21 protein-coding genes are annotated in these 21,377 nt (G+C 46.6%); 14 read left to right on the plus strand and 7 right to left on the minus strand.

What is annotated here, in order from left to right; all coding sequences use genetic code 11:
• Window positions 1-3: 3 nt before the first annotated feature.
• The 8 genes from NSQ39_RS06465 (at window position 4) to lepB (ending at window position 8,361) form a co-directional block, all read left to right on the plus strand.
• Window positions 4-1,119, plus strand: a complete 1,116-nt coding sequence (locus NSQ39_RS06465; RefSeq protein ID WP_175076977.1) for an efflux RND transporter periplasmic adaptor subunit — start codon at window positions 4-6, stop codon at window positions 1,117-1,119.
• The gene (locus NSQ39_RS06470) at window positions 1,119-1,808 is read left to right on the plus strand and encodes an ABC transporter ATP-binding protein (RefSeq protein ID WP_046132251.1); all 690 of its coding nucleotides are present in this window, start codon (window positions 1,119-1,121) and stop codon (window positions 1,806-1,808) included. Before NSQ39_RS06465 ends, NSQ39_RS06470 begins: the two co-directional genes overlap by 1 nt.
• Entirely contained in the window at window positions 1,805-2,995 is a 1,191-nt protein-coding gene (locus tag NSQ39_RS06475) for an ABC transporter permease (RefSeq protein ID WP_175076978.1), read from the plus strand. Before NSQ39_RS06470 ends, NSQ39_RS06475 begins: the two co-directional genes overlap by 4 nt.
• A 145-nt stretch (window positions 2,996-3,140) precedes the next feature.
• Window positions 3,141-3,794: a Yip1 family protein gene (locus tag NSQ39_RS06480; RefSeq protein WP_175076979.1), complete on the plus strand. Its 654-nt coding sequence runs from the start codon at window positions 3,141-3,143 to the stop codon at window positions 3,792-3,794.
• A 280-nt stretch (window positions 3,795-4,074) separates the two neighbouring features.
• Window positions 4,075-4,830, plus strand: a complete 756-nt coding sequence (locus tag NSQ39_RS06485) for a DeoR/GlpR family DNA-binding transcription regulator (protein ID WP_175076980.1) — start codon at window positions 4,075-4,077, stop codon at window positions 4,828-4,830.
• Entirely contained in the window at window positions 4,827-5,738 is a 912-nt protein-coding gene (gene pfkB / locus NSQ39_RS06490; protein ID WP_048353064.1) for a 1-phosphofructokinase, read from the plus strand. Before NSQ39_RS06485 ends, pfkB begins: the two co-directional genes overlap by 4 nt.
• 13 nt (window positions 5,739-5,751) lie before the next feature.
• Window positions 5,752-7,641 carry a PTS fructose transporter subunit IIABC gene (locus NSQ39_RS06495; RefSeq protein ID WP_046132246.1) on the plus strand — a complete coding sequence of 630 codons (1,890 nt, stop codon included), beginning with the start codon at window positions 5,752-5,754 and terminating at the stop codon, window positions 7,639-7,641.
• A 159-nt stretch (window positions 7,642-7,800) separates the two neighbouring features.
• Window positions 7,801-8,361: a signal peptidase I gene (gene lepB, locus NSQ39_RS06500; RefSeq protein WP_046132245.1), complete on the plus strand. Its 561-nt coding sequence runs from the start codon at window positions 7,801-7,803 to the stop codon at window positions 8,359-8,361.
• 43 nt (window positions 8,362-8,404) lie between these two features.
• Here lepB and NSQ39_RS06505 read toward each other — a convergent pair whose 3' ends face one another.
• The gene (locus NSQ39_RS06505) at window positions 8,405-8,674 is read right to left on the minus strand and encodes a hypothetical protein (RefSeq protein WP_046132244.1); all 270 of its coding nucleotides are present in this window, start codon (window positions 8,672-8,674) and stop codon (window positions 8,405-8,407) included.
• Window positions 8,675-8,686: 12 nt separating this feature from the next.
• Window positions 8,687-8,929: a hypothetical protein gene (locus NSQ39_RS06510; protein ID WP_057957605.1), complete on the minus strand. Its 243-nt coding sequence runs from the start codon at window positions 8,927-8,929 to the stop codon at window positions 8,687-8,689.
• A 161-nt stretch (window positions 8,930-9,090) separates the two neighbouring features.
• On the opposite strand from NSQ39_RS06510, the gene NSQ39_RS06515 reads away from it, so the two are divergent.
• The gene (locus NSQ39_RS06515) at window positions 9,091-10,710 is read left to right on the plus strand and encodes an ABC-F family ATP-binding cassette domain-containing protein (protein ID WP_046132242.1); all 1,620 of its coding nucleotides are present in this window, start codon (window positions 9,091-9,093) and stop codon (window positions 10,708-10,710) included.
• A gap of 308 nt (window positions 10,711-11,018) precedes the next feature.
• On the opposite strand, the gene NSQ39_RS06520 is transcribed toward NSQ39_RS06515, so the two are convergent.
• The 3 genes from NSQ39_RS06520 to mreBH all read right to left on the minus strand — a co-directional run bounded on the left by NSQ39_RS06520 (window position 11,019) and on the right by mreBH (window position 13,552).
• Window positions 11,019-12,251, minus strand: a complete 1,233-nt coding sequence (locus NSQ39_RS06520; protein WP_175076981.1) for an aminopeptidase — start codon at window positions 12,249-12,251, stop codon at window positions 11,019-11,021.
• Between the two features lie 88 nt (window positions 12,252-12,339).
• Window positions 12,340-12,471, minus strand: a complete 132-nt coding sequence (locus NSQ39_RS06525; RefSeq protein ID WP_096891714.1) for a protein YkpC — start codon at window positions 12,469-12,471, stop codon at window positions 12,340-12,342.
• 73 nt (window positions 12,472-12,544) lie between these two features.
• Window positions 12,545-13,552: a rod-share determining protein MreBH gene (gene mreBH, locus NSQ39_RS06530; protein ID WP_046132239.1), complete on the minus strand. Its 1,008-nt coding sequence runs from the start codon at window positions 13,550-13,552 to the stop codon at window positions 12,545-12,547.
• A gap of 308 nt (window positions 13,553-13,860) precedes the next feature.
• Here mreBH and NSQ39_RS06535 point away from each other — a divergent pair, with 308 nt between their 5' ends.
• The 4 genes from NSQ39_RS06535 (at window position 13,861) to ade (ending at window position 18,265) form a co-directional block, all read left to right on the plus strand.
• Window positions 13,861-14,148, plus strand: coding sequence for an AbrB/MazE/SpoVT family DNA-binding domain-containing protein (locus tag NSQ39_RS06535; protein WP_046132238.1), 288 nt, complete (start codon window positions 13,861-13,863; stop codon window positions 14,146-14,148).
• A gap of 201 nt (window positions 14,149-14,349) precedes the next feature.
• The gene (locus NSQ39_RS06540) at window positions 14,350-15,672 is read left to right on the plus strand and encodes an ATP-binding protein (protein WP_175076982.1); all 1,323 of its coding nucleotides are present in this window, start codon (window positions 14,350-14,352) and stop codon (window positions 15,670-15,672) included.
• 85 nt (window positions 15,673-15,757) lie between these two features.
• A complete protein-coding gene (locus NSQ39_RS06545) occupies window positions 15,758-16,423 on the plus strand; it encodes a potassium channel family protein (RefSeq protein ID WP_046132236.1) in 666 nt (221 codons plus the stop codon).
• Between the two features lie 135 nt (window positions 16,424-16,558).
• The gene (ade, locus tag NSQ39_RS06550) at window positions 16,559-18,265 is read left to right on the plus strand and encodes an adenine deaminase (protein ID WP_373688035.1); all 1,707 of its coding nucleotides are present in this window, start codon (window positions 16,559-16,561) and stop codon (window positions 18,263-18,265) included.
• Window positions 18,266-18,314: 49 nt separating this feature from the next.
• On the opposite strand, the gene rnjA is transcribed toward ade, so the two are convergent.
• Window positions 18,315-19,982 (minus strand): ribonuclease J1, encoded by a 1,668-nt coding sequence (gene rnjA, locus NSQ39_RS06555; RefSeq protein ID WP_175076984.1) that lies wholly within the window; start codon window positions 19,980-19,982, stop codon window positions 18,315-18,317.
• A gap of 4 nt (window positions 19,983-19,986) precedes the next feature.
• Window positions 19,987-20,196, minus strand: coding sequence for a DNA-dependent RNA polymerase subunit epsilon (locus tag NSQ39_RS06560; protein ID WP_046130600.1), 210 nt, complete (start codon window positions 20,194-20,196; stop codon window positions 19,987-19,989).
• A 400-nt stretch (window positions 20,197-20,596) separates the two neighbouring features.
• Here NSQ39_RS06560 and NSQ39_RS06565 point away from each other — a divergent pair, with 400 nt between their 5' ends.
• Window positions 20,597-21,370, plus strand: a complete 774-nt coding sequence (locus tag NSQ39_RS06565) for a Cof-type HAD-IIB family hydrolase (RefSeq protein ID WP_046130601.1) — start codon at window positions 20,597-20,599, stop codon at window positions 21,368-21,370.
• Window positions 21,371-21,377 lie beyond the last annotated feature (7 nt).

The raw sequence follows: 21,377 nt of genomic DNA on the forward strand, positions 1-21,377 counted from the left end.
AAGATGAAGAAAATATTGATCGGAAGCGGTATAGTCGTGATTGTCGCTCTATTTATCGGAATTAATTTGTACCGGTCAGCTGCTCAAACCGGCGGCAGCGCCGGTGCCGAATTCAAAACCGGTAAGCTGGAGGAAAAGGAGATAGCGGCAACCGTTATGGTTCCCGGTAAGTTAAAGTTTGAAAATGAACAATCTGTTTTTTATGAGGCGGATAAGGGAGATCTCGATCAGATAAAAGTAAAAGAAGGGGACAAGGTCAAAAAAGGAACGGTCCTCTTAACCTATACGAATGAACAGCTGAAGCTGGAAAAAGAAAAAAATGAATTGGCGATAGAATCTAGTCAGCTCAAACTCAAGCAAATCAACGAAAAGAAAAAAGCATTAAACAAAAAAGAAAAAGAGGCCGGCGAACAATTTGAGTCTCAGCGATCTGAGCTAGATATGGAAGAAAAAACGGCGAAACTCGAGTTGCGGCAGTATAATCTGGAGAAGAAATCACTTGAGCGCCAATTGAGTGACCTTGAAGTCCGCAGCGAAATTGAAGGAACTGTCATTTCCGTCGAAAGGGAAGCGGCATCTAAAAAATCCAAGATTCAGGAGCCGGTTATACATATTGGCAATACTGATCGTCTCATCGTTGAAGGTGCATTGTCTGAATACGATACGCTAAAGGTGAAAAAAGGCCAGAAAGTAGCGTTGACATCAGACGTCATTCAGGATCATGAATGGAGAGGAAGGGTTGCAGCTGTCGGTCTTGTGCCCGAAAGGCAAAACGAAACAGCGGCTGCGGGGGCTTCTGAAACGGAGAAAGCCGTACAGTATCCGCTCAAAGTTAAAATCGCCGGTCGGCTCCCTCAAGGAAAGCCCGGATTTAAATTGATCATGAATATTGAAACAGATAAGCGTAAAGCGAATACGCTGCCTGCAAAAGCTGTCAAAAAAGAAGACGATCAGTACTATGTCTATACGGTAAAAGACGGCAAGGCAACACGTGTCGACGTAAAGATCGGTGAAACGGTGGATAACCTCATCGAAATAAAGGATGGCATTTCACCGGATGATCAAGTCATTTTAAATCCTTCAGACGATTTGACTGACGGAACGGATGTGAGAGTCTGATGATTCAGCTTTCCAATGTGACAAAAAGTTATCATATCGGGAAAGAGACATTTGATGTCCTTCATTCCATTGATGTCGCCATTGAACAGGGAGAGTATCTTTCGATCATGGGGCCGTCCGGATCAGGAAAATCAACGCTCATGAACATCATTGGCTGTCTTGATCGCCCAACGTCGGGTACGTATAAGCTGGACGGAGAAGATATTTCTTCTTATAAAGATAAGGAGCTGGCGGCGGTCAGAAATCGATCGATCGGCTTTGTGTTTCAGCAGTTTCAGCTTTTGCCAAGGCTTAACGCTAAAAAGAATGTAGAGCTACCGATGATTTATGCAGGGATCGGCAAAAAAGAGAGGCAGGAACGGGCCGAAAGGGCTTTAGAAAAGGTTGGGCTAAAAGACAGAATGCTTCACATGCCGAATGAACTATCGGGTGGGCAAAAACAGCGGGTGGCAATTGCCCGCGCCATTGTGAATGAACCAAAGCTGGTTTTGGCAGATGAACCAACCGGAGCCTTAGATACGAAAACGAGCATTTCGATTATGGAGCAATTTTCTGAATTAAATTCCGAAGGTACGACGATCGTATTGGTTACACACGAACCGGAAATAGCAAATTATACGAACCGTATGATTTTGGTGCGCGACGGCGAAATCGTCTCTCCTGAAGGACAAAGGAGAGTGGGGGAATGAGCCTTTTGGAAAATGTGCAGATGGCTCTAAGCTCTGTGTTGGCTCATAAAATGCGGTCAATCTTAACGATGCTCGGAATCATAATCGGCGTCGGTTCGGTTATTGTCGTGGTAGCCGTCGGACAAGGCGGGGAACAGATGCTCAAACAGTCTATCAGCGGTCCCGGCAATACAGTGGAATTATATTATTCACCGAGCGAAGAAGAGCTTGCCAGCAATCCTGCCGCTTATCAAGCAAGCTTTACAGAAGCCGATATTAACAGTTTAAAGGAAATTGAAGGAGTTAAGCAGGTTGTCGCTTCAAAAACAGAAAGTATGTCTGCCCGCTATCGCGAAGAGGAAACCGATTCATCAATAATCGGTATTAACAGCGGGTATATGGATGTCAATTCATTGGACATAAAAGAAGGCAGAGGGTTTACCGAAAATGATTTTCTATCAGGAAAACGAGCGGGAATCATTTCTGAAAAATTGGCAGAGGAACTGTTTGACAAAAAATCACCGCTTGGTCAGGTCATATGGGTAAACGGACAACCCGTTGAAGTGATCGGTATCCTGAAAAAAGAAACCGGGCTGCTTTCGTTTGAACAGAGCGAAATGTATTTGCCGTTTACGATGATGAAAACATCATTTGGCACGAGCGACTACAGCAAAGTGTCCCTTCAGGTGCAGTCAGCTGATGATATCAAGGCGGTCGGTGAAGAAGCCGTGCAGCTGATGAATGACCATCATGGAACTGAAGATTCTTATCAAGTCATGAACATGGAAGAAATCGCAAAAGGCATCGGCCAAGTCACAACGATTATGACGACGATCATTGGTTCAATTGCCGGCATCTCTCTATTGGTCGGAGGGATCGGTGTCATGAATATCATGCTTGTATCCGTAACTGAACGCACTAGGGAAATCGGGATCAGAAAATCACTTGGAGCAACGCGAGGACAAATCCTCACCCAGTTTTTGATTGAATCGGTTGTTTTGACCCTGATTGGGGGGCTGATCGGAATCGGGCTCGGATACGGAGGAGCTTCACTGGTTTCTCTTTTGGCAGGGTGGCCGTCCCTCGTTTCTTGGCAGGTTGTTCTCAGCGGGGTCTTATTCAGTATGGTAATCGGCGTCGTTTTTGGAATGCTTCCGGCAAACAAAGCGGCCAGATTAGATCCGATCGAGGCTTTGCGTTATGAATAATGAAAAGAGACCGTTTGACGATCGGTCTTTTTTTATTGGAATTTAAAACAAAATTAAGCTGATTTTAATAAAACTTAGTCTGATAAATGCTAGACTGGGTATTGTCTTTATTTCATAAAAAGGAATTTTCAGGAGGAATTAGAAAGTGGAAGCAACGATAGAAACAGCAAAAGAAAAAAAGCCGTTTTTAATCGGCCTCATCACAAGTCCCGCCAAGCAATTTGAAAGAATGAGAGAACGGCCCGCCATCTGGCTGCCGATGATCATCGCAGCTGTATTATCAGCCTTGGCCGCCTATCTCGTCATCTCCAAAAGTGCCATATTCAGTCAAGAGGATTTAAACACTGTAAGAAGCACTGCAATCATCGTCCGTAATATTTTCCAATCGGTCATTTTCTTCGTGATTGGTGCTTTAGTTCTATGGCTGCTTGCGAAAATCGGCGGGGGAAAAACAAATTTTATCACGATGCTTTCGTTATGCGTTTTTGTGAATTTCATCCCTGCCATTAGGGATATTATCATCAGCGTCATTTATTATATGACGGGTTCCGGCGTCGTCTTTTCGGTAACGTCGCTGGACGGATTGATTCCTGCCGAAGAACCGCTTGCGACCGTTTTAAACGTCTGTGACATCTTTACGATCTGGTCATTTGCCCTAACGGCGATCGGCCTGCAAAAAGCGGGCGGATCTTCAAAGCGGGCAGCATGGATCGGAGTAGCCGCCTTATTTATCCTTAAGCTTCTTTTGGCTTATTTATACGGGATGCTCCTTCTTTTAATAGCAAATTTACCTAATTAACGGACCCGCCTTTTGTCAGCCTCATGCCTTGTGCATGAGGTTTTATTTTGTTTATCCCGAATGAATGAAGAATGAATAGATCATAATAATGTCACATATTTTTGCGGATTTTTATCGCTTATACAGTTTACAAATGGTATATATCGCGTTAAGATGTTAAAATGTGAAGGATTTTGATGGTTATTGAATGAATTTGAAAGATTTTTGTTGAGTTATGTCGAAAAAGCGTTTACAATAGAATTGTAAGTGAAATGAAGGCGTTTTCAAAAGGGGTGGTAATGTGTTGACTCCCGAACGGCATCAGCTGATCATCGACGAGATCCAAAAGCATGATGTCGTGAAAATCCAGTATTTAATGAGCTTGACAAAAGCATCTGAGTCAACGATCAGAAGAGATTTGTCGACGCTGGAAGCCCGCGGATATTTAAAGCGCGTTCATGGAGGGGCATCAAGGCTGTCCGACATTCGGACGGAGCCTGATATGCTTGAGAAATCATCCAAAAACCTTCATGAAAAGAAAAACATCGCCAAGGAAGCGGCCTCTCTTCTTGAAGAAGGCGATTGCATTTATTTAGATGCCGGGACGACCACCTTGCAAATGATCGACTTTATAGATCAAGAGAAGGATATAATTGTCGTCACAAACGGAGTCATGCATATCGAGGCACTAATCCAAAAAGGCATAACATTCTACTTATTAGGCGGACACGTGAAGCATAAAACCGGTGCGATCGTAGGCGGATCCGCTCTTTTGGCCATCGGCCAGTACCGGTTTGACAAGAGCTTTATCGGCGTCAACGGCATTCATAAGGAAGCGGGATATACAACGCCCGATCCCGAGGAAGCCCTCCTGAAAGCAAAAGCTGTCAAACAGGCGAAAAAAGCCTTCATTTTAGCCGATGCTTCCAAGTTTGGGGAAATGTCTTTTTCTGCCTTTGCAAGTTTAGACGAAGCAACGATTATTACAGCAGGATCTGCAAAGCATTCATTCGATAACTATCAAGAAAAAACTGTCGTAAAGGTAGTGAAAACATGATTTACACTGTAACTCTCAACCCATCAGTCGACTACATTGTTCACGTTGAAAACTTTTCCTTGGGCGGATTAAATCGTTCAGCTTATGATTCGAAATATCCGGGGGGCAAAGGCATCAACGTCTCAAGGGTATTAAACAGACACCATGTGCCATCAAAGGTTCTCGGTTTTGTCGGCGGTTTTACCGGGGGATATATCAAGTCATTTTTGGAAGAAGAAAAGCTTGAGACAGCCTTTCATGAGGTAAATGGCGATACCCGGATCAATGTAAAGCTGAAAACGGGCGACGAAACGGAAATCAACGGACAGGGCCCGTCGATTACCGACGAAGATTTTGCGGCGTTTTTAGATCAGTTTTCAGATATGCAGGAAGGGGATATCGTCGTATTGGCAGGCAGCATTCCCGCTTCACTTCCTCAAGACACGTATGAAAAGATTGCTGCAAAATGCAAGGAGAAAAACGTCAGGGTTGTTGTTGACATCTCTGGAGAAGCGCTTTTAAAGGCCCCGGAAATGAATCCGCTTTTAATGAAGCCGAATCACCATGAGCTCGGAGAAATGTTCCAGACGACGATTCACACAGCTGAGGAAGCGGTTCCTTACGGAAAAAAACTGATCGAACAAGGAGCGGAAAACGCCATCGTTTCCATGGCTGGAGAAGGAGCTCTGCTGTTTACGAAAGATCGGGTATATCACGCAACCGTTCCTAAAGGAAAACTCGTAAACTCTGTCGGCGCGGGAGATTCAGTGGTTGCCGGTTTTCTTGCCGGCATCGAAAAGCGGCTGGGCATCGAAGAGGCTTTTCGGTTAGGAGTCGCTTCAGGAAGCGCTACGGCTTTCTCAGAAGAACTCGGAACGGAAGAGCTGGTACACAAGCTGCTTCCTGAAGTTCAGGTCAAAGCCATCTAAAGGAGGAAAGGTTATGAAAATCACAGAGCTACTCACGAAGCATACGATCAAACTAAGCCTTGAGAGCAGCAAGAAAGAAAACGTTATTGAAGAAATGGTAACGGTTTTGGATCAAGCCGGAAAGTTAAATGATAAAGAAGGCTACAAAGAAGCCGTCATCAACCGTGAAAAACAAAGTTCCACAGGGATCGGCGAAGGCATTGCCATCCCCCATGCGAAAACGGCCAGCGTAAAAGAGCCGGCGATTGCTTTCGGACGTTCAAAAGAAGGCGTCGATTACGAATCTTTGGACGGACAGCCAAGCCATTTGGTCTTCATGATCGCAGCAACTGAAGGGGCGAATAACACGCACCTCGAAGCGCTGTCAAGGCTGTCAACATTGCTCATGCGGGAAGAAATCCGCAAGCAGCTTCTTGAAGCAGCAACTGAAGACGAAATCATTGACATCATCAACATGCATGATAAAGATGATGAAGAAGAAGAGCAGGCTGAAGAGGCTCAAGCTCCTTCTGCAAAAGGAAAAATCCTCGCGGTTACGGCGTGTCCGACGGGAATCGCGCACACGTTCATGGCCGCTGACGCTTTGAAAGAAAAAGCAAAAGAAATGGGCGTTGACATCAAAGTTGAAACAAACGGCTCCAGCGGTGTGAAAAATAAATTGACAGCACAGGAAATCGAAGACGCAGTCGCGATCATCGTTGCTGCCGATAAACAGGTTGAGATGGAACGCTTCAACGGCAAACACGTCATCGAAGTGCCGGTGACAGCGGGGATCAGACGTCCAAAAGAACTGATTGAGCAGGCGCTCAAACAAGATGCGCCTATTTATCAAGGCGGCGGCGCTTCCCAAAATGATGAAGGTGAAGCAAAAGGAAAATCCGGCGCAGGAAATGCCTTCTACAAGCATTTGATGAGCGGTGTCAGCAACATGCTTCCGTTTGTCGTAGGCGGCGGGATTTTAGTTGCTATTTCGTTCTTCTGGGGCATTAACTCAGCGAAGCCTGGAGACCCTTCTTATAATGAATTTGCGGCTGCGTTAAATGCGATCGGCGGCGGAAACGCCTTGAAATTAATCGTTGCAGTATTGGCCGGATTTATTGCGATGAGCATTGCAGACCGCCCTGGTTTTGCGCCTGGTATGGTCGGCGGTTTTATGGCAACACAGGCTGATGCAGGATTCTTGGGCGGATTAATTGCCGGTTTCCTTGCCGGTTACATCGTCGTTCTCTTGAAAAAAGTATTTGCAGGTCTTCCGCAAGTGCTTGACGGATTGAAGCCTGTTTTAATCTACCCGTTATTCGGTATCTTCTTTACAGGAATTATCATGCATTATGTCGTCAATACGCCGGTCAAGATGATAATGGACGGATTGACGCACTGGCTTGAAGGCCTTGGAACAGGAAACCTTGTTTTAATGGGAATCATTTTGGGCGGTATGATGGCGATCGATATGGGAGGTCCGATCAACAAAGCGGCCTTTACGTTCGGGATTGCGATGATTGACGCCGGAAACTTCGGTCCTCACGCTGCTATTATGGCGGGCGGTATGGTTCCTCCGCTTGGCATCGCGCTGGCAACAACGATCTTTAAAAACAAATTTTCAAAACGCGACCGTGAAGCTGGTATTACTTGCTATTTCATGGGTGCGTCATTTATCACAGAAGGTGCGATTCCGTTTGCGGCAGCCGATCCGGCACGGGTTATCCCTGCTTGTGTAATCGGATCAGCAATCGGAGGCGGATTGTCTCAATTTTTCCGAGTCACGCTTCCTGCTCCGCACGGAGGAGTGTTCGTCTTCCTGACAACAAACCATCCGCTTCTCTATTTGGTGAGCGTCCTGATCGGAGCAGTTGTCACAGCTGTCTTGCTCGGCATCTTGAAAAAGCCGGTTCCAGCTGAATAATAAGTGCTAGAAAGTGCCGCTTTGTTCTCTCTGCGGCACTTTCTTTTTTACTGTTTTTTCCGGCAGAAGGCATGCGAATTAGGAAATATCCCATGACTTATGATAAAGTATAGGAAAAGCCGATATTTTGCGTGATAGACTGTTTTAGGAGGAAGCGTTTTGACTGAAGAAAAATCCGCCAAAAAGAAAAGTTCTCTCTTTGAATGGGTAAAAGCCATTGTCATTGCAGTCGCTCTGGCTCTATTGATCAGGACGTTTTTATTCGAGCCGTATTTAGTTGAAGGGACATCGATGGATCCGACGCTCCACGACGGGGAACGCTTGTTTGTTTATAAAACGGTGAAATACGCCGGGGAATTGAAGCGGGGAGACATCGTCATTATCGACGGCGATGAAAAAAATGTCCACTATGTCAAACGCCTGATCGGTCTGCCGGGAGATACTGTGCAAATGAAGGATGACACGCTTCTCATTAACGGGAAGAAAGTGGATGAGCCGTATCTTTCGCACAACAAAAAAGAAGCTGAGGAAGTCGGGGTGAAGCTGACCGGTGACTTCGGTCCTGTCAAAGTTCCTGAAGGCAAGTACTTCGTGATGGGCGACAACCGCCAGAGATCGATGGACAGCCGGAACGGCCTCGGGCTGATTGATAAAAAGCGGATAGCCGGGACATCGGAATTTGTGTTTTTCCCGTTTAATGAAATCCGAAAAACAGATTAAAAAAACGCCTGACGTCCGCATCGGACGCCAGGCGTTTTTTCTTTTATGATGAGAATGATGCCAGTACTATAATAAACAGCACGGTAATGAACACCGAAGCTGTAATAAGGAGCACGCTGTAGAAGAGCTTGATGTCGGCGGCTTCTTTTCCGTGCTTTGTCAGCATGCGCTTTGCTGCGATATGTACGAACGTATAAATGATGGCGATTCCGAGATAAAGGCCGAGATCGCGCGCTGTAAAACCGGTTACCGCCACATATACCCCGGTAAAAAAAATAAACATGCAGTATTCTGTCAGAGTGATAAGCTTCATGTTTTCCTCCGTCTAATTTTCCGTGTTTTCCCCGAACATTACTTTTTTATAATATATCTTTTGGAGCCAGCCTACAAGAAGGCCGAAAAAGGCTAAAAGGCACGAAAAAATAAGAAAGTCCGTCGTCCACATATCATAGCCTTTAAAAAATCCGATCGACATCGTGGAAATCACCATCGCGAGCGAGACGAACAGCGCATGCCACGGCCTCATGTTTATCCATCTTTTAATTTCAGGATCATCTTTTATATTCATATTCCATCCCCCAATCCACATTAATTGTAACATATTGTAACAACATAGATGCAAGTGTTCATATTGCTTTAAAACTTTATTGTAAAAAAGCAAAGCATTTCTCTTAAAGACTATTCGTGTTATACTCTTTTTAATGAAGTATTAGTGATGGAGGATATTACATGATAGCTGTGAGTAATGTCAGCTTGCGGTTTGCGGACCGGAAGCTGTTTGAAGATGTAAACATTAAATTTACGCCTGGAAATTGCTACGGGTTAATCGGAGCAAACGGAGCGGGGAAATCTACCTTTTTGAAGATATTATCAGGGGAGATCGAGCCGCAGACCGGAGACGTTCACATGAGCCCGGGAGAGCGCCTCGCCGTGCTGAAGCAGAACCACTTTGAATACGAGGAACACGAAGTGCTGAAAGTCGTCATCATGGGCCATAAGCGCCTGTACGAAGTCATGCAGGAAAAAGATGCTATTTACATGAAGCCGGATTTTTCCGATGAAGACGGCATTCGCGCTGCAGAGCTTGAAGGTGAATTTGCCGAGCTGAACGGCTGGGAAGCTGAAGGGGAAGCGGCGATTCTGCTGAAAGGACTCGGTATTCCTGAAGAGCTTCATACGAAGAAAATGGCCGATCTCGGCGGATCTGACAAAGTGAAAGTTCTGCTTGCACAAGCGCTATTCGGCAAGCCTGACGTACTTCTTTTGGATGAGCCGACAAACCACCTTGATATTCAGGCGATCCAGTGGCTTGAAGAGTTTCTGATCAACTTTGAGAATACGGTTATCGTCGTATCGCATGACCGCCACTTTTTAAATAAAGTATGTACGCATATCGCCGACCTCGATTTCAACAAAATCCAAATTTACGTCGGCAACTATGATTTCTGGTATGAATCAAGCCAGCTTGCGCTTAAAATGGCCCAGGAAGCCAATAAGAAGAAAGAAGAACAGATCAAACAGCTTCAAGAGTTCGTTGCCAGATTCAGCGCAAATGCTTCCAAATCGAAGCAGGCGACTTCCAGAAAAAAACTGCTTGAAAAAATTACGCTCGATGACATTAAACCGTCATCGCGGAAATATCCGTACGTCAACTTCACGCCGGAACGCGAAATTGGCAATGACGTGCTTGTTGTTCAGGATCTTTCCAAAACAATCGACGGCGTGAAAGTGCTTGATTCGGTGAGCTTTATGATGAACAAAGACGATAAAATCGCTTTTACGGGCCGGAATGAGCTTGCCGCCACGACGCTGTTTAAAATTTTGGCGGGGGAAATGGAGCCTGACAGCGGAACCTTTAAATGGGGCGTGACAACATCGCAGGCCTTTTTCCCGAAGGACAACAGCGAGTTTTTCGAGAACAGCGATATGAACCTTGTCGACTGGCTTCGCCAATTTTCGCCGAACGATCAGAGCGAAAGCTTTTTGCGCGGATTTTTAGGCCGGATGCTGTTCTCCGGGGAAGAAGTGCTCAAAAAGGCAAGCGTCTTGTCAGGGGGAGAAAAAGTCCGCTGCATGCTGTCAAAAATGATGCTTTCAGGAGCGAACGTGCTTGTGCTTGATGAGCCGACAAACCACTTGGACCTTGAGTCGATTACCGCGCTGAACAACGGCTTAATCAGCTTTAAAGGCGCCATGCTGTTTACGTCCCACGACCATCAGTTCGTTCAGACGATTGCCAACCGGATCATCGAAATTACGCCAAACGGCATCGTTGATAAGCAAATGACCTATGATGAGTTTTTAGAAGACAAAACGGTTCAAAGCAAATTGGCCGAGTTATACGCATAACACGAAAGCCCGCCTCTTCGGCGGGCTTTCAGCGTGTCGACAAACCCTTGCATTCGTTGCCAGGCCTGCTAAGTCGGTGCTCACGAATAAGAAAGGAACGGCGGCTAAACGCTCAGGCGCCCTGCCTGAACGCCGCCGTCATCACATCCTGTGAAAGTCCGCTCTGATGCCCGGCCTTCCTAGACTGCAAGGGTTTCGGGTCACTCAGCAGCAGGATAATTGCACCGGTTGTTGACATCCTGTGCAACAAACGGACAGTTTCCGGTCGGAGCATCATAAAAAGGGCTTCCATTTGAAGCCCTTTCGCCTTAAAAAGCCCAATTGCCGTTGCGGAAGATTGGTTCTCTTTTTCCGTCGGCCGTGATTCCGTCGATGTCCATTTCGCCTGAGCCGATCATGAAATCGACATGGGTGATGCTTTCATTCAACCCTTCCTTAGCCAGCTGTTCGCGCGTCATTTCTTTGCCGCCTTCGATGTTGAACGCATACCCGCTTCCGATGGCAAGGTGATTTGAAGCATTTTCGTCAAACAGCGTGTTATAAAACAGGATATTTGATTTTGAGATCGGCGAATCGTGGGCTACCAGTGCGACTTCGCCCAGGTAGTGCGAGCCTTCGTCCGTCTCGACCAGCTCTTTTAAAATATCCTCGCCCTGCTCTGCTTTGACATCGGTAATCCGTCCGTTTTCAAACGTCAGCGTAAAGCCGTCAATGATGTTTCCTCCGTAGCTCAGCGGTTTTGTGCTGGAAACGGTTCCGTTCACCCCGTCTTTTTTCGGAGCGGTAAACACCTCTTCCGTCGGCATGTTGGCCATGAATTCATCGCCCTTTTCATTAACGCTTCCGGCCCCGACCCAGACGTGTTTTTCAGGAAGTTCAATCGTGAGGTCCGTGCCTTTCGCTTTATAATGAAGGGCCTGATAATGCTTTTCGTTTAAAACGCTCACTTTATCGCGAAGCGTCTGGTCGTGCTCTTTCCATGCTTTGACCGGGTCTTCGCGGTCGACGCGGGTCGTCTTGAAAATTTCGTCCCAAAGCATTTGCACCGCTTTTTCTTCGCTGCTTTCAGGGAACACTTTTTTCGCCCATGCCGGAGAGGGGGCTGCCACGACAGTCCAGCTCACTTTATCGGACTGAATCATTTGTCTGTATGTATGCAAAGCTTTTCCGGCCGCTTTTTGCTGCGCTGCAATCCGTTTTGAATCGATTCCTTTCAAAAGGTCGGGGCCTGATGAGACAATCGAAATAAATGCTGCACCCTCTCTGGCGAGCGTTTCCATGCCTTTTGCTTCCCATTCCGGATACTCTTCGAACGCTTCAGTTGGTGCAAGCTCATATTTCAGTCTGGTGACGACGTCATCCTGCCAGCGGACTGTCACATGTTTTGCTCCTCTTTCATATGCGCTTTTTACGAGCAGGCGTACGAAGTCGCGAATCTCCGTCGAAGCGTTGATCACGACTTGCTGTCCTTTTTGAACGTTGACACCTACTTCTGTGACAAGCTGGGCGTATTTACTAAGTTTATCGGTAAATGAACTCATGTTTGCAAAACCTCCTTTATTGTCCATAACATCATAACAAATTTTGACTCAAAATAAAAAGTTCGCAGCGGGCAGGCTGCGAACTTTTTCAGCGGTTTATTTTGGCTGTCTGGCCGGGGGGAGAGCTCGGCATGTTGCTGAGCGAAACACTGATCCCGCCTAAAATGATCCCGCTTAAGATAGCGGTAATGGCCACGCGTCTTCCCAAATCCTTGAGCATGTTCTTCCTCCTTATCGTTACTCCATTTCCCACGATATGAAGAAAGTCTGCAAAAAAGACGTTAAAAATAAAATTATTTAGCGGCTTTTTGCAATTTGTGAATTACGTCAAGAGAACGGCCGGTCCCGATGGCCACGGATTCAAGCGGATTTGCAGCAACGTGGACAGGAACGACGATTTCCTGGGAGAGCCATTCTTTGATGCCGTTCAAGAGGGCGCCGCCACCCGTTAAAATGACGCCGCGGTCGACGATGTCTCCGCTCAGTTCCGGAGGGCAGTCCTCAAGCGTTGCTCTGATCGCTTCGATAATGTGAAGAAGGGACTCGCGCATCGCTGCCTGGATCTCGTTTGATTCAAGCGTAATCGTTTTTGGCAGGCCTGTGACAAGATCGCGTCCCCTGACTTCCATCGTCTTCGTTTCATGCTCAATCAAAGCATAGCCGATTTCGATTTTGACTTCCTCGGCCGTCCGTTCCCCGATCAGCAGGTTGTATTTTTTTCGTACGAATGAAACGATGTCTTCATCAAGCTGATCGCCGCCGATTCGGATCGAGTGGCAGGATACGACGCCTCCGAACGAAATAATCGCCACTTCAGTCGTACCTCCGCCGATATCGACGACGACGTTGGCGACGGGTTCATCGACAGGCAGGTCTGCGCCGATTGCCGCTGCGACAGGCTCTTCGATCAAGTGGACCTGTTTGGCGCCGCAGTTTTTGACGGCGTCGCTGATGGCCCGTCTTTCGACAGCGGTCGAGCCGGAAGGCGTGCAGACGACGACGCTCGGCTTTCTGAATGTAAAGCCGATGTTTTTCCCGGCTTTTTTCATGATCTGTTTTAAAAGGTCGGTCGTCATGTCGTAGTCGGCAATAACCCCGTCTTTCAGCGGACGGACTGCGACGATTTTGCCCGGTGTCTTTCCGATCATGTTTTTCGCTTCGATTCCGACGGCCAAAACGCTTTTTGTTTCCGTATCAACGGCTACGACGGAAGGTTCGTTTAAAATGATTCCTTTGTTTTTACTGTAAACCAGTATGTTCGCTGTTCCTAGATCAATTCCGATCTCGGTTGTTTGAAACATATTTTCACCCAATCTCTATTTAAAATTTTTTGATAAACGAAATGGTTTTTCTTCGCGTTGAGAAAAAGATATTCATTCCATTTAAATTTTCTCTGAAAAACATCGATTTTTGGGGGTCTGTGACGACATTGAAAAAAACCTGTAAAATGATGACCTCATATTGGCATCATGAGAAAATTATTTCATTTTTATTGCGCGGATTTTTTGTCTGAAAGGGGGAAACCTTTTTCCCCTATTGTACGTCTATCGTTATACTAAGACAATATCTTAGAAAAATAGAAACATAATGAGGAAGAAGGCGAAAGACTTTGAAATCCATAGGAGTTGTGAGAAAAGTAGATGAACTCGGCCGCATTGTGATGCCGATTGAATTGAGAAGGGCGCTTGATATCTCAATCAAGGACAGCATTGAATTTTTCGTTGACAAGGATAAAATCGTTTTGAAAAAATATAAACCTTACGGCGTTTGTCTGATAACCGGAGAGATTACATCCGAAAACCGCGAATACGGAAACGGAAACATTACGCTCAGCCCGGATGGCGCCAAATTGCTTTTGGAAGAACTCAAAAGCGCGCTGGACCAGGCCAAATCGTAACATTGAGCCGCCCTGCCTGTTCACCCGGGCAGGGCTTTTTTTGCCAATTGGTTCAGAAATCGGTTTCCTCCGAAAAGATGACCGACATCACCGTCACTGAAAAATTCGGCAATACAGACGATAAATACTTCGAACAATCCTCTCAAAGATGGTGTAAAGAATGTTACAATTAACAGAGAAATACAAGTGGCAGGTGGGGTCATGAAAAGATATCAAGGACGGATCATTGCGACCGCTTTGGCAATGACTTTTATTATGTTTTGGAATTATTTATTTTACGGGATATTGGGAAATCAAATTAACTGGACGGTTGATCTGCTGTTTACACTTGTGACATTGGTCAGCGTATGGTGGCTGACGCTGTACATCGATGAATCCAATCAGCTTGTTTATAAGCTGAAGGAAAGCGAAAAACAATATAAAGAGCTTTCGGCGGCAACGAACCGGATTATGGACAACCTTCAGGAAATCGTGTTTCAAACCGACCGGAAAGGCAACATCACCTTCTTGAACCAGGCGTGGACCACCCTGACCGGCTTCAACATTGAAGAAAGTCTCGGAACGATGTACAATGATTATTTTGATCATGAAGAGCGCATCTCGAATCATCTGATGAGCCAGCTGAAGAACAGGGAGCGGGAAGGAAGAATCGAAGTTCTGTACCACCGCAAAGACGGAAGCAAGTTTTGGGGTGAAGTGCACTATAAGCTTTATTATACGAATGGCCAATTTACGGGAAGCTTAGGCACGCTGACAGATGTTACAGAGAGAAAGAACACGGAAATGGAGCTTTTGAAATCAAATCAGCGCCTTGCCATGCAGTCTCAGAAGCTGGCGATGGCAGGTCAGCTTGCCGCAGGAATCGCACACGAGGTGAGAAATCCGCTCACATCTGTAAATGGGTTCCTGCAGCTGATGAAAACGGAATACCCTGACAGAACCGAGTATTTTGACATTATCTTTTCTGAAATCAAACGGATTGATTCCGTGCTCGGGGAGCTGCTCGTATTGGCAAAGCCCCATCAGGTTCAGTTTAAAAAAATCAAGATCAATTCCGTGTTGCAGCAGGTCACGACCCTGCTTGAAACAAATGCGGTTTTGTCCCATATCGAAATCGAAAAAGCCTTTCAAAAGGAAGGAAGAGAGTGGGAAATAAACGGCGACGAAAATCAAATCAAGCAAGTGTTCATCAACTTGATCAAAAACGGGATCGAAGCGATGCCTGACGGAGGAAAAATCACGATTTCATCAGAGAAGGAAGCAAGCTTTGTGAAAATCAGCATCAAAGATGAAGGCGGAGGCATGTCACAAGATGACCTGGCCAAGATCGGCGAACCTTTCTTTTCGACAAAACAGGAAGGCACAGGGCTCGGGCTTACGATCTGTTTAAATATCATCGGCGCCCATAACGGGGAACTAAAGGTAGACAGCAAATTGGGCGAAGGGAGCACATTCCACATTTTGCTGCCGCTTGAGGAGGGCGCACAATACGAAAAATCGCAGAAATTGAGTCATGCAACCTGAATGAACATACATATGAAGAAAAAGAGGAAAAAACCTTTTTCATATGATAGAATTTGTAAAAGATTGACCCATGGAGGAATTTTCGATGAAAAAAGAATTTGCTGTAATCGGACTCGGCCGGTTTGGCGGCAGCATTTGCAAGACATTAAGTGAAGAAGGCCTTGAGGTGATGGCGATCGACAGGGACGAGGACCGTGTCAACGAATACGCGAAGATCGCTTCTCATGCAGTCATAGGCGACACGACAGACGAGTCCGTCCTGAAAAATCTTGGGCTGCGCAATTTTGACCATGTCATCGTGGCGATCGGAGAAGATATTCAAGCGAGCATCCTGACTACCCTCATGCTAAAAGAGCTGGGCGTTAAATCGATTACCGTCAAGGCGCAGAATGATTATCATGAAAAGGTACTATCGAAAATCGGAGCTGACCGGATCGTTCATCCGGAGCGTGATATGGGCAAAAGAATCGCGCATAATATCGTGTCCAACAATGTGCTTGATTATCTCGAACTGTCAGATGAGCACAGCCTTGTCGAAATTGTAGCCAACAGCAGGCTCGCGGGAAATACGCTGCTTGACCTCGATATCAGGGCGAGGTACGGAATTAATATCGTTGCGATTAAACGCGGAAAAGAAGTGATCGTGTCCCCGCTTGCCACCGAGGAGATTCAAAAGGATGATATTCTCATTGTCATCGGCTCCAATCCCGATATCGACCGTTTTGAGAAAAAGGTTTTTCAGCATTCATAATGTACGGCTTATGCCGCAAGCGTTTTTCGCTTGCGGTTTTTTTATCTTTTCATTGACTGTTTCAATCGATTCAGATACGATATTGAACAATATACATAACAAAACGAGAGGGGCTTTATACCTTTGGAGAAACAGATGTTCATTCACCGGCTTGGTGCTGCGGGACATCGCAGAAAAGCTGATATTGTGATCAAAAACGGAAAAATAATGGATGTTTTTAATCAGGAATGGATCGAGCAAGACATAGCCATCACAGACGGAGCCATTGTCGGGTTAGGCGATTACGAGGGCGAAGAGGTCATCGACGCAGAGGGACAGATGATTGTTCCCGGCTTTATCGACGGCCATGTCCATATCGAGTCTTCTATGGTGACGCCGCCGGAGTTTGCAAAAGCGGTGATTCCCCACGGGGTGACGACCGTTATAACAGACCCTCATGAAATCGCGAATGTCTCAGGGGTAAAAGGTCTGCATTTCATGATGGAACAGGCCCGGCTGACCCCGCTGAACATCTATTTCATGCTCCCTTCGTGCGTACCGGCGGCGGCGTTTGAAAAATCGGGCGCCGCTCTTTATGCCGATGATTTAAAACCGTTTTACAGCCGGGAAGATGTACTCGGCCTGGCGGAAGTGATGGATTACGTTTCAGTGGAATCTTTGGCGGCGGACATGACGCAAAAGCTGTTTGACGCGCAAGCAGCGGGCAAGCGGATCGACGGTCATTTAGCGGGGCTTACGGCTAAATACGTCAACATCTACCGGGCGGCGGGGGTTCTGACAGATCATGAGGTCACAACTCCTGAAGAAGCGCTTGAACGCATCAGACGGGGAATGTATGTCATGCTCAGGGAAGGCTCTGTGGCAAAGAATGTGTGCAGCGTACTGCCCGCCGTAAACGAAAAAAATGCAAGGCGCTTCTTTTTTTGTACGGATGATAAGCACTTGGACGAACTGATCGATGAAGGGAGCATTAATCACCAGGTGAAGCTCGCCATCCTGTCAGGGCTTGATCCCTTTCTTGCCTATCAAATGGGAAGCCTCAATGCCGCAGAATGCTATGGGTTAAAAACGAAAGGTGCGGTCGCTCCGGGCTATGATGCAGATCTCCTCTTTATCAGCGATTTAAAGAATGTACGCATCACAAAGACGATGATTAACGGGAAGGTGTACAGCGGACTGAATGAAGCGGACGCTGCCGCCTCTAAGCCTGAACCGGCGCTGCTCGAGACGGTGCATCTCCCCGATTTACAGGCGGAGGACCTCAGGATTCCCCTTGTTCGGGACAAGGACGTTCGCATCATCGAAATCATTCCCAACCAGCTTGAAACAAAGCTCGTCATCGCTAAGCCGAAAGACGGGGCATTTTTCCGTGCAGATCCGGAAAGAGATTTGCTGAAGATCGCGGTGATTGAGCGCCACCGGGGTATAAAGGAAATCGGCCTTGGGATTGTAAAGGGATTCGGATTGAAAGAGGGAGCAATCGCAGCGACGATATCGCATGATTCACACAATTTCATCGCCGTCGGCACGAATGATGAGGATATGATGAAAGCGGCTGGCATCTTGGGCAAGATCGGCGGAGGACTGACCGTCGCGAAAGGGGGAAAAGAGCTCCATTCCGTCGCACTGCCGATCGCAGGGCTTTTATCAGACAAACCGCTGGAAGAGGTCAACAAGAGCTTGAAATCGCTTCACGGCGCCTTGAAACAAACCGGTTTTTCAGGAAGCTTCAATCCGTTTTTAACGCTTTCCTTTTTGGCGCTGCCGGTCATTCCTGATGTGAAGATGACGACCGAAGGGCTGTTTGATGTTAAAGCGTTCACGCACATTTCCGTGCAATGAAAAAACGGATGCACTGATAAGGTGCATCCGTTTTTTTAGTGCCCCGCGATTATACTTCCATAATGATTGGAAGTATCATCGGACGGCGTTTTGTTTTTTCGTACAAGAAAGGTGCAAGCGTGTCTGTAATCTCGTTTTTGATTTCAGACCACTGTGTCGTTTTGCGCTCCATCACTTTTCTCAAATGTCCGGCAATCAGTTCCTGAGCGTCATTGATGAGGTCGCCTGACTCCCTCATGTAGACAAACCCTCTTGAAATTAAATCAGGTCCGGCGGAAATTTTGAATTCCTTCATGTTAATGCTGACGACGACGATGACGAGCCCTTCCTCAGAAAGGATTCTCCGGTCGCGCAGGACGATGTTGCCGATATCGCCGATGCCGCTTCCGTCAATATAAACGTTTCCGGAAGGGACTTTTCCGGCGACTGATGCTTCTTCGCTCGTCAGCGCCAGCACCTCGCCATTGTCCATGATAAAGCAGTTTTCCTCGGGAATTCCGCAGTCGGTCGCCAATTTCACGTGCATTTTTTGCATTCTGTATTCACCGTGAATCGGCATGAAGAACTTCGGCTTGATCAGGCGGAGCATCAGCTTTTGCTCTTCCTGGCCCCCGTGTCCGGATGTATGGATGTTCGTTACCGCGCCGTGGATAACATCCGCTCCTGCCCGGTACAGCTGGTTGATCGTGCGGCTGACGCTGATCGTATTGCCCGGGATCGGAGATGATGAAAATACGACTGTATCCCCCGGGTTGATCGAAATTTGCCGGTGCGTGCCGTTTGCGATTCTCGAGAGAGCCGCCATCGGCTCGCCTTGGCTACCCGTACAGAGAATCGTCACTTTCCCGGCCGGAAGCCTGTTGATTTCATTGGCTTCAACAAACGTGTTTTTAGGGCATTTAATATACCCGAGAGTTTGTCCGATTTCAATCGCCGATTCCATGCTTCGTCCGAATACGGCCACCTTCCGGCCGTTGGCAACCGCTGCTTCGATCACCTGCTGAAGACGGTGGATGTTTGAGGCAAAGGTGGCAAAGATGATTCTGCCTTCGACCTTGCGGAAAATGTCGTCAATGCTTTCCCCGACTTTGCGCTCGGACATCGTGAAATCCGGAATTTCGCTGTTTGTGCTGTCAGAAAGGAGGCAGAGAACGCCTTCTTTTCCGATTTCGGCCATTTTGGTCAAGTTGGCCGGTTCGCCTACCGGCGTAAAATCGAATTTAAAATCGCCGGTATGTACGATATTTCCTTGCGGTGTTTTTACGACAATACCGTATGAGTCCGGAATGCTGTGTGTCGTCCTGAAGAAAGAAACCGCCGTTTTTCTGAACTTGACAATATCGTCCTCTTCAATAATATGAAGCTTTGTCTGGCGCAAGAGGCCGTGCTCTTCAAGCTTCTTCCTTAAAAGGCCGATCGCAAGCTGCCCACCGTAAACCGGTACGTTCACCTGTTTGAGCAGGTACGGAATACCGCCGATGTGGTCTTCGTGTCCGTGTGTAATAAAAAGGCCTTTGATCTTTTCTTCGTTTTTGACCAGATAGGTGTAGTCGGGGATAACGTAGTCTATTCCGAGAAGCTCGTCTTCCGGAAACTTAATCCCCGCGTCAATTAGCACGATCTCATCCTGAAATTGAACGCAGTACGTATTTTTGCCGATTTCCCCCAGTCCGCCCAAGGCAAAAACGGCTGTTTGATCGTTTTTAACAAATTTCATTCACTCATAACTCCAATACTTTAAATTTTTCGCTCTGTTTTTCAAATTCTAAAAAAGCGCCTTCAACTTCCTGTATAAACTCAATGTTGTAGTTGTATGATTTTAATTTAGATCTGACATCACGTTCAGATTGAGCTTCCACAAAAATTGAATCTGTTTTTTCACGAACAGGTACTTCGTCATTGCTGCTCTGAAAAAATACCTTATAAATCATCCAAATCTCTCCTTAACTGCCGATTGTTAGACTCATCTTTCTATTATATGCGAAATTGCCTCATAAGAAAAGCATTGAGAAAAAAAGGACCTGTTCACCTGTGTGAAGGTCCTTTTTACGCAATTGATTTTCTGCGCATCATGCCGTTTAATTGTTTTTTTAATTTTTTTCGAAGGCGGCGAAGCATGTCTTATTCCTCCTTTCGCTGACTTGTCCCAAACCGGCCTTGTTACCTTTAGTTCTATTATATGACGAATTTGCTCATTGTTACATGGATATTATTGGAATGCAATTTTGTTTTGATTTTCGGGTTGCGAAGGTTTTCTGAACGCTTCAGTTTTTGTATGATGGAACAGAGGAATGATAAAATCATACAACTAAGGGAGAAGGATTCACAGTCATGGATAAAAAACTGATTTTTTTTGATATTGACGGAACGATTTATGACCACGATAAAACCATTCCCGCGAGTGCAAAAACGGCCATATCCAATTTGAAGGAGCGGGGACACCATGTTTTCATCGCCACCGGACGGGCCCCTTTTATGGTCAGTCCAGTGCTTGAAGAGCTCGGCATCGACTCGTTTATATCTTATAACGGCCAATATGTTGTGTTCGAAGGGGACGTCATCTATAAAAACCCCCTTTCCGGGCAATCCCTTGAAGCGCTGCTTGCGCATTCAGACCAATGCGGCCATCCCATCGTTTTTATGGGAGAGGAAGGCATGCGGTCTTCTGTCGATGATCATCCCTTTATTCACGAGGGAATCGGCAGCTTAAAAGTCGATCCGCCGCAATTTGACCGCTCTTATTATAAAGGCAGGGACATTTTCCAGGTGCTTTTGTTTTGTGAGGAGGCAGATGAACGCCAATACGGCCGCTTCAGCGAATTCGACCTCGTCCGCTGGCACGAGCGTTCGACAGATGTGCTGCCTGCGGGGGGATCAAAGGCCGAAGGGATTAAAAAAGTCATCGAAAAGCTTCCATTTGACAGGGAGGACACATACGCGTTCGGAGACGGGCTGAACGATTTGCAAATGATCAAATTTGCAGGCACCGGAGTGGCGATGGGAAATGCCGTACCAGAGTTGAAAAAAGCCGCCGATTTTATTACAAAACCCGTCGATGAGGACGGAATTGCGTTTGCGGTTGAGTCGCTCGGCCTTTTGAAATAATCCAAAA

Source organism: Bacillus sp. FSL W8-0848 (assembly GCF_038007805.1).
Taxonomy (GTDB): domain Bacteria; phylum Bacillota; class Bacilli; order Bacillales; family Bacillaceae; genus Bacillus; species Bacillus glycinifermentans.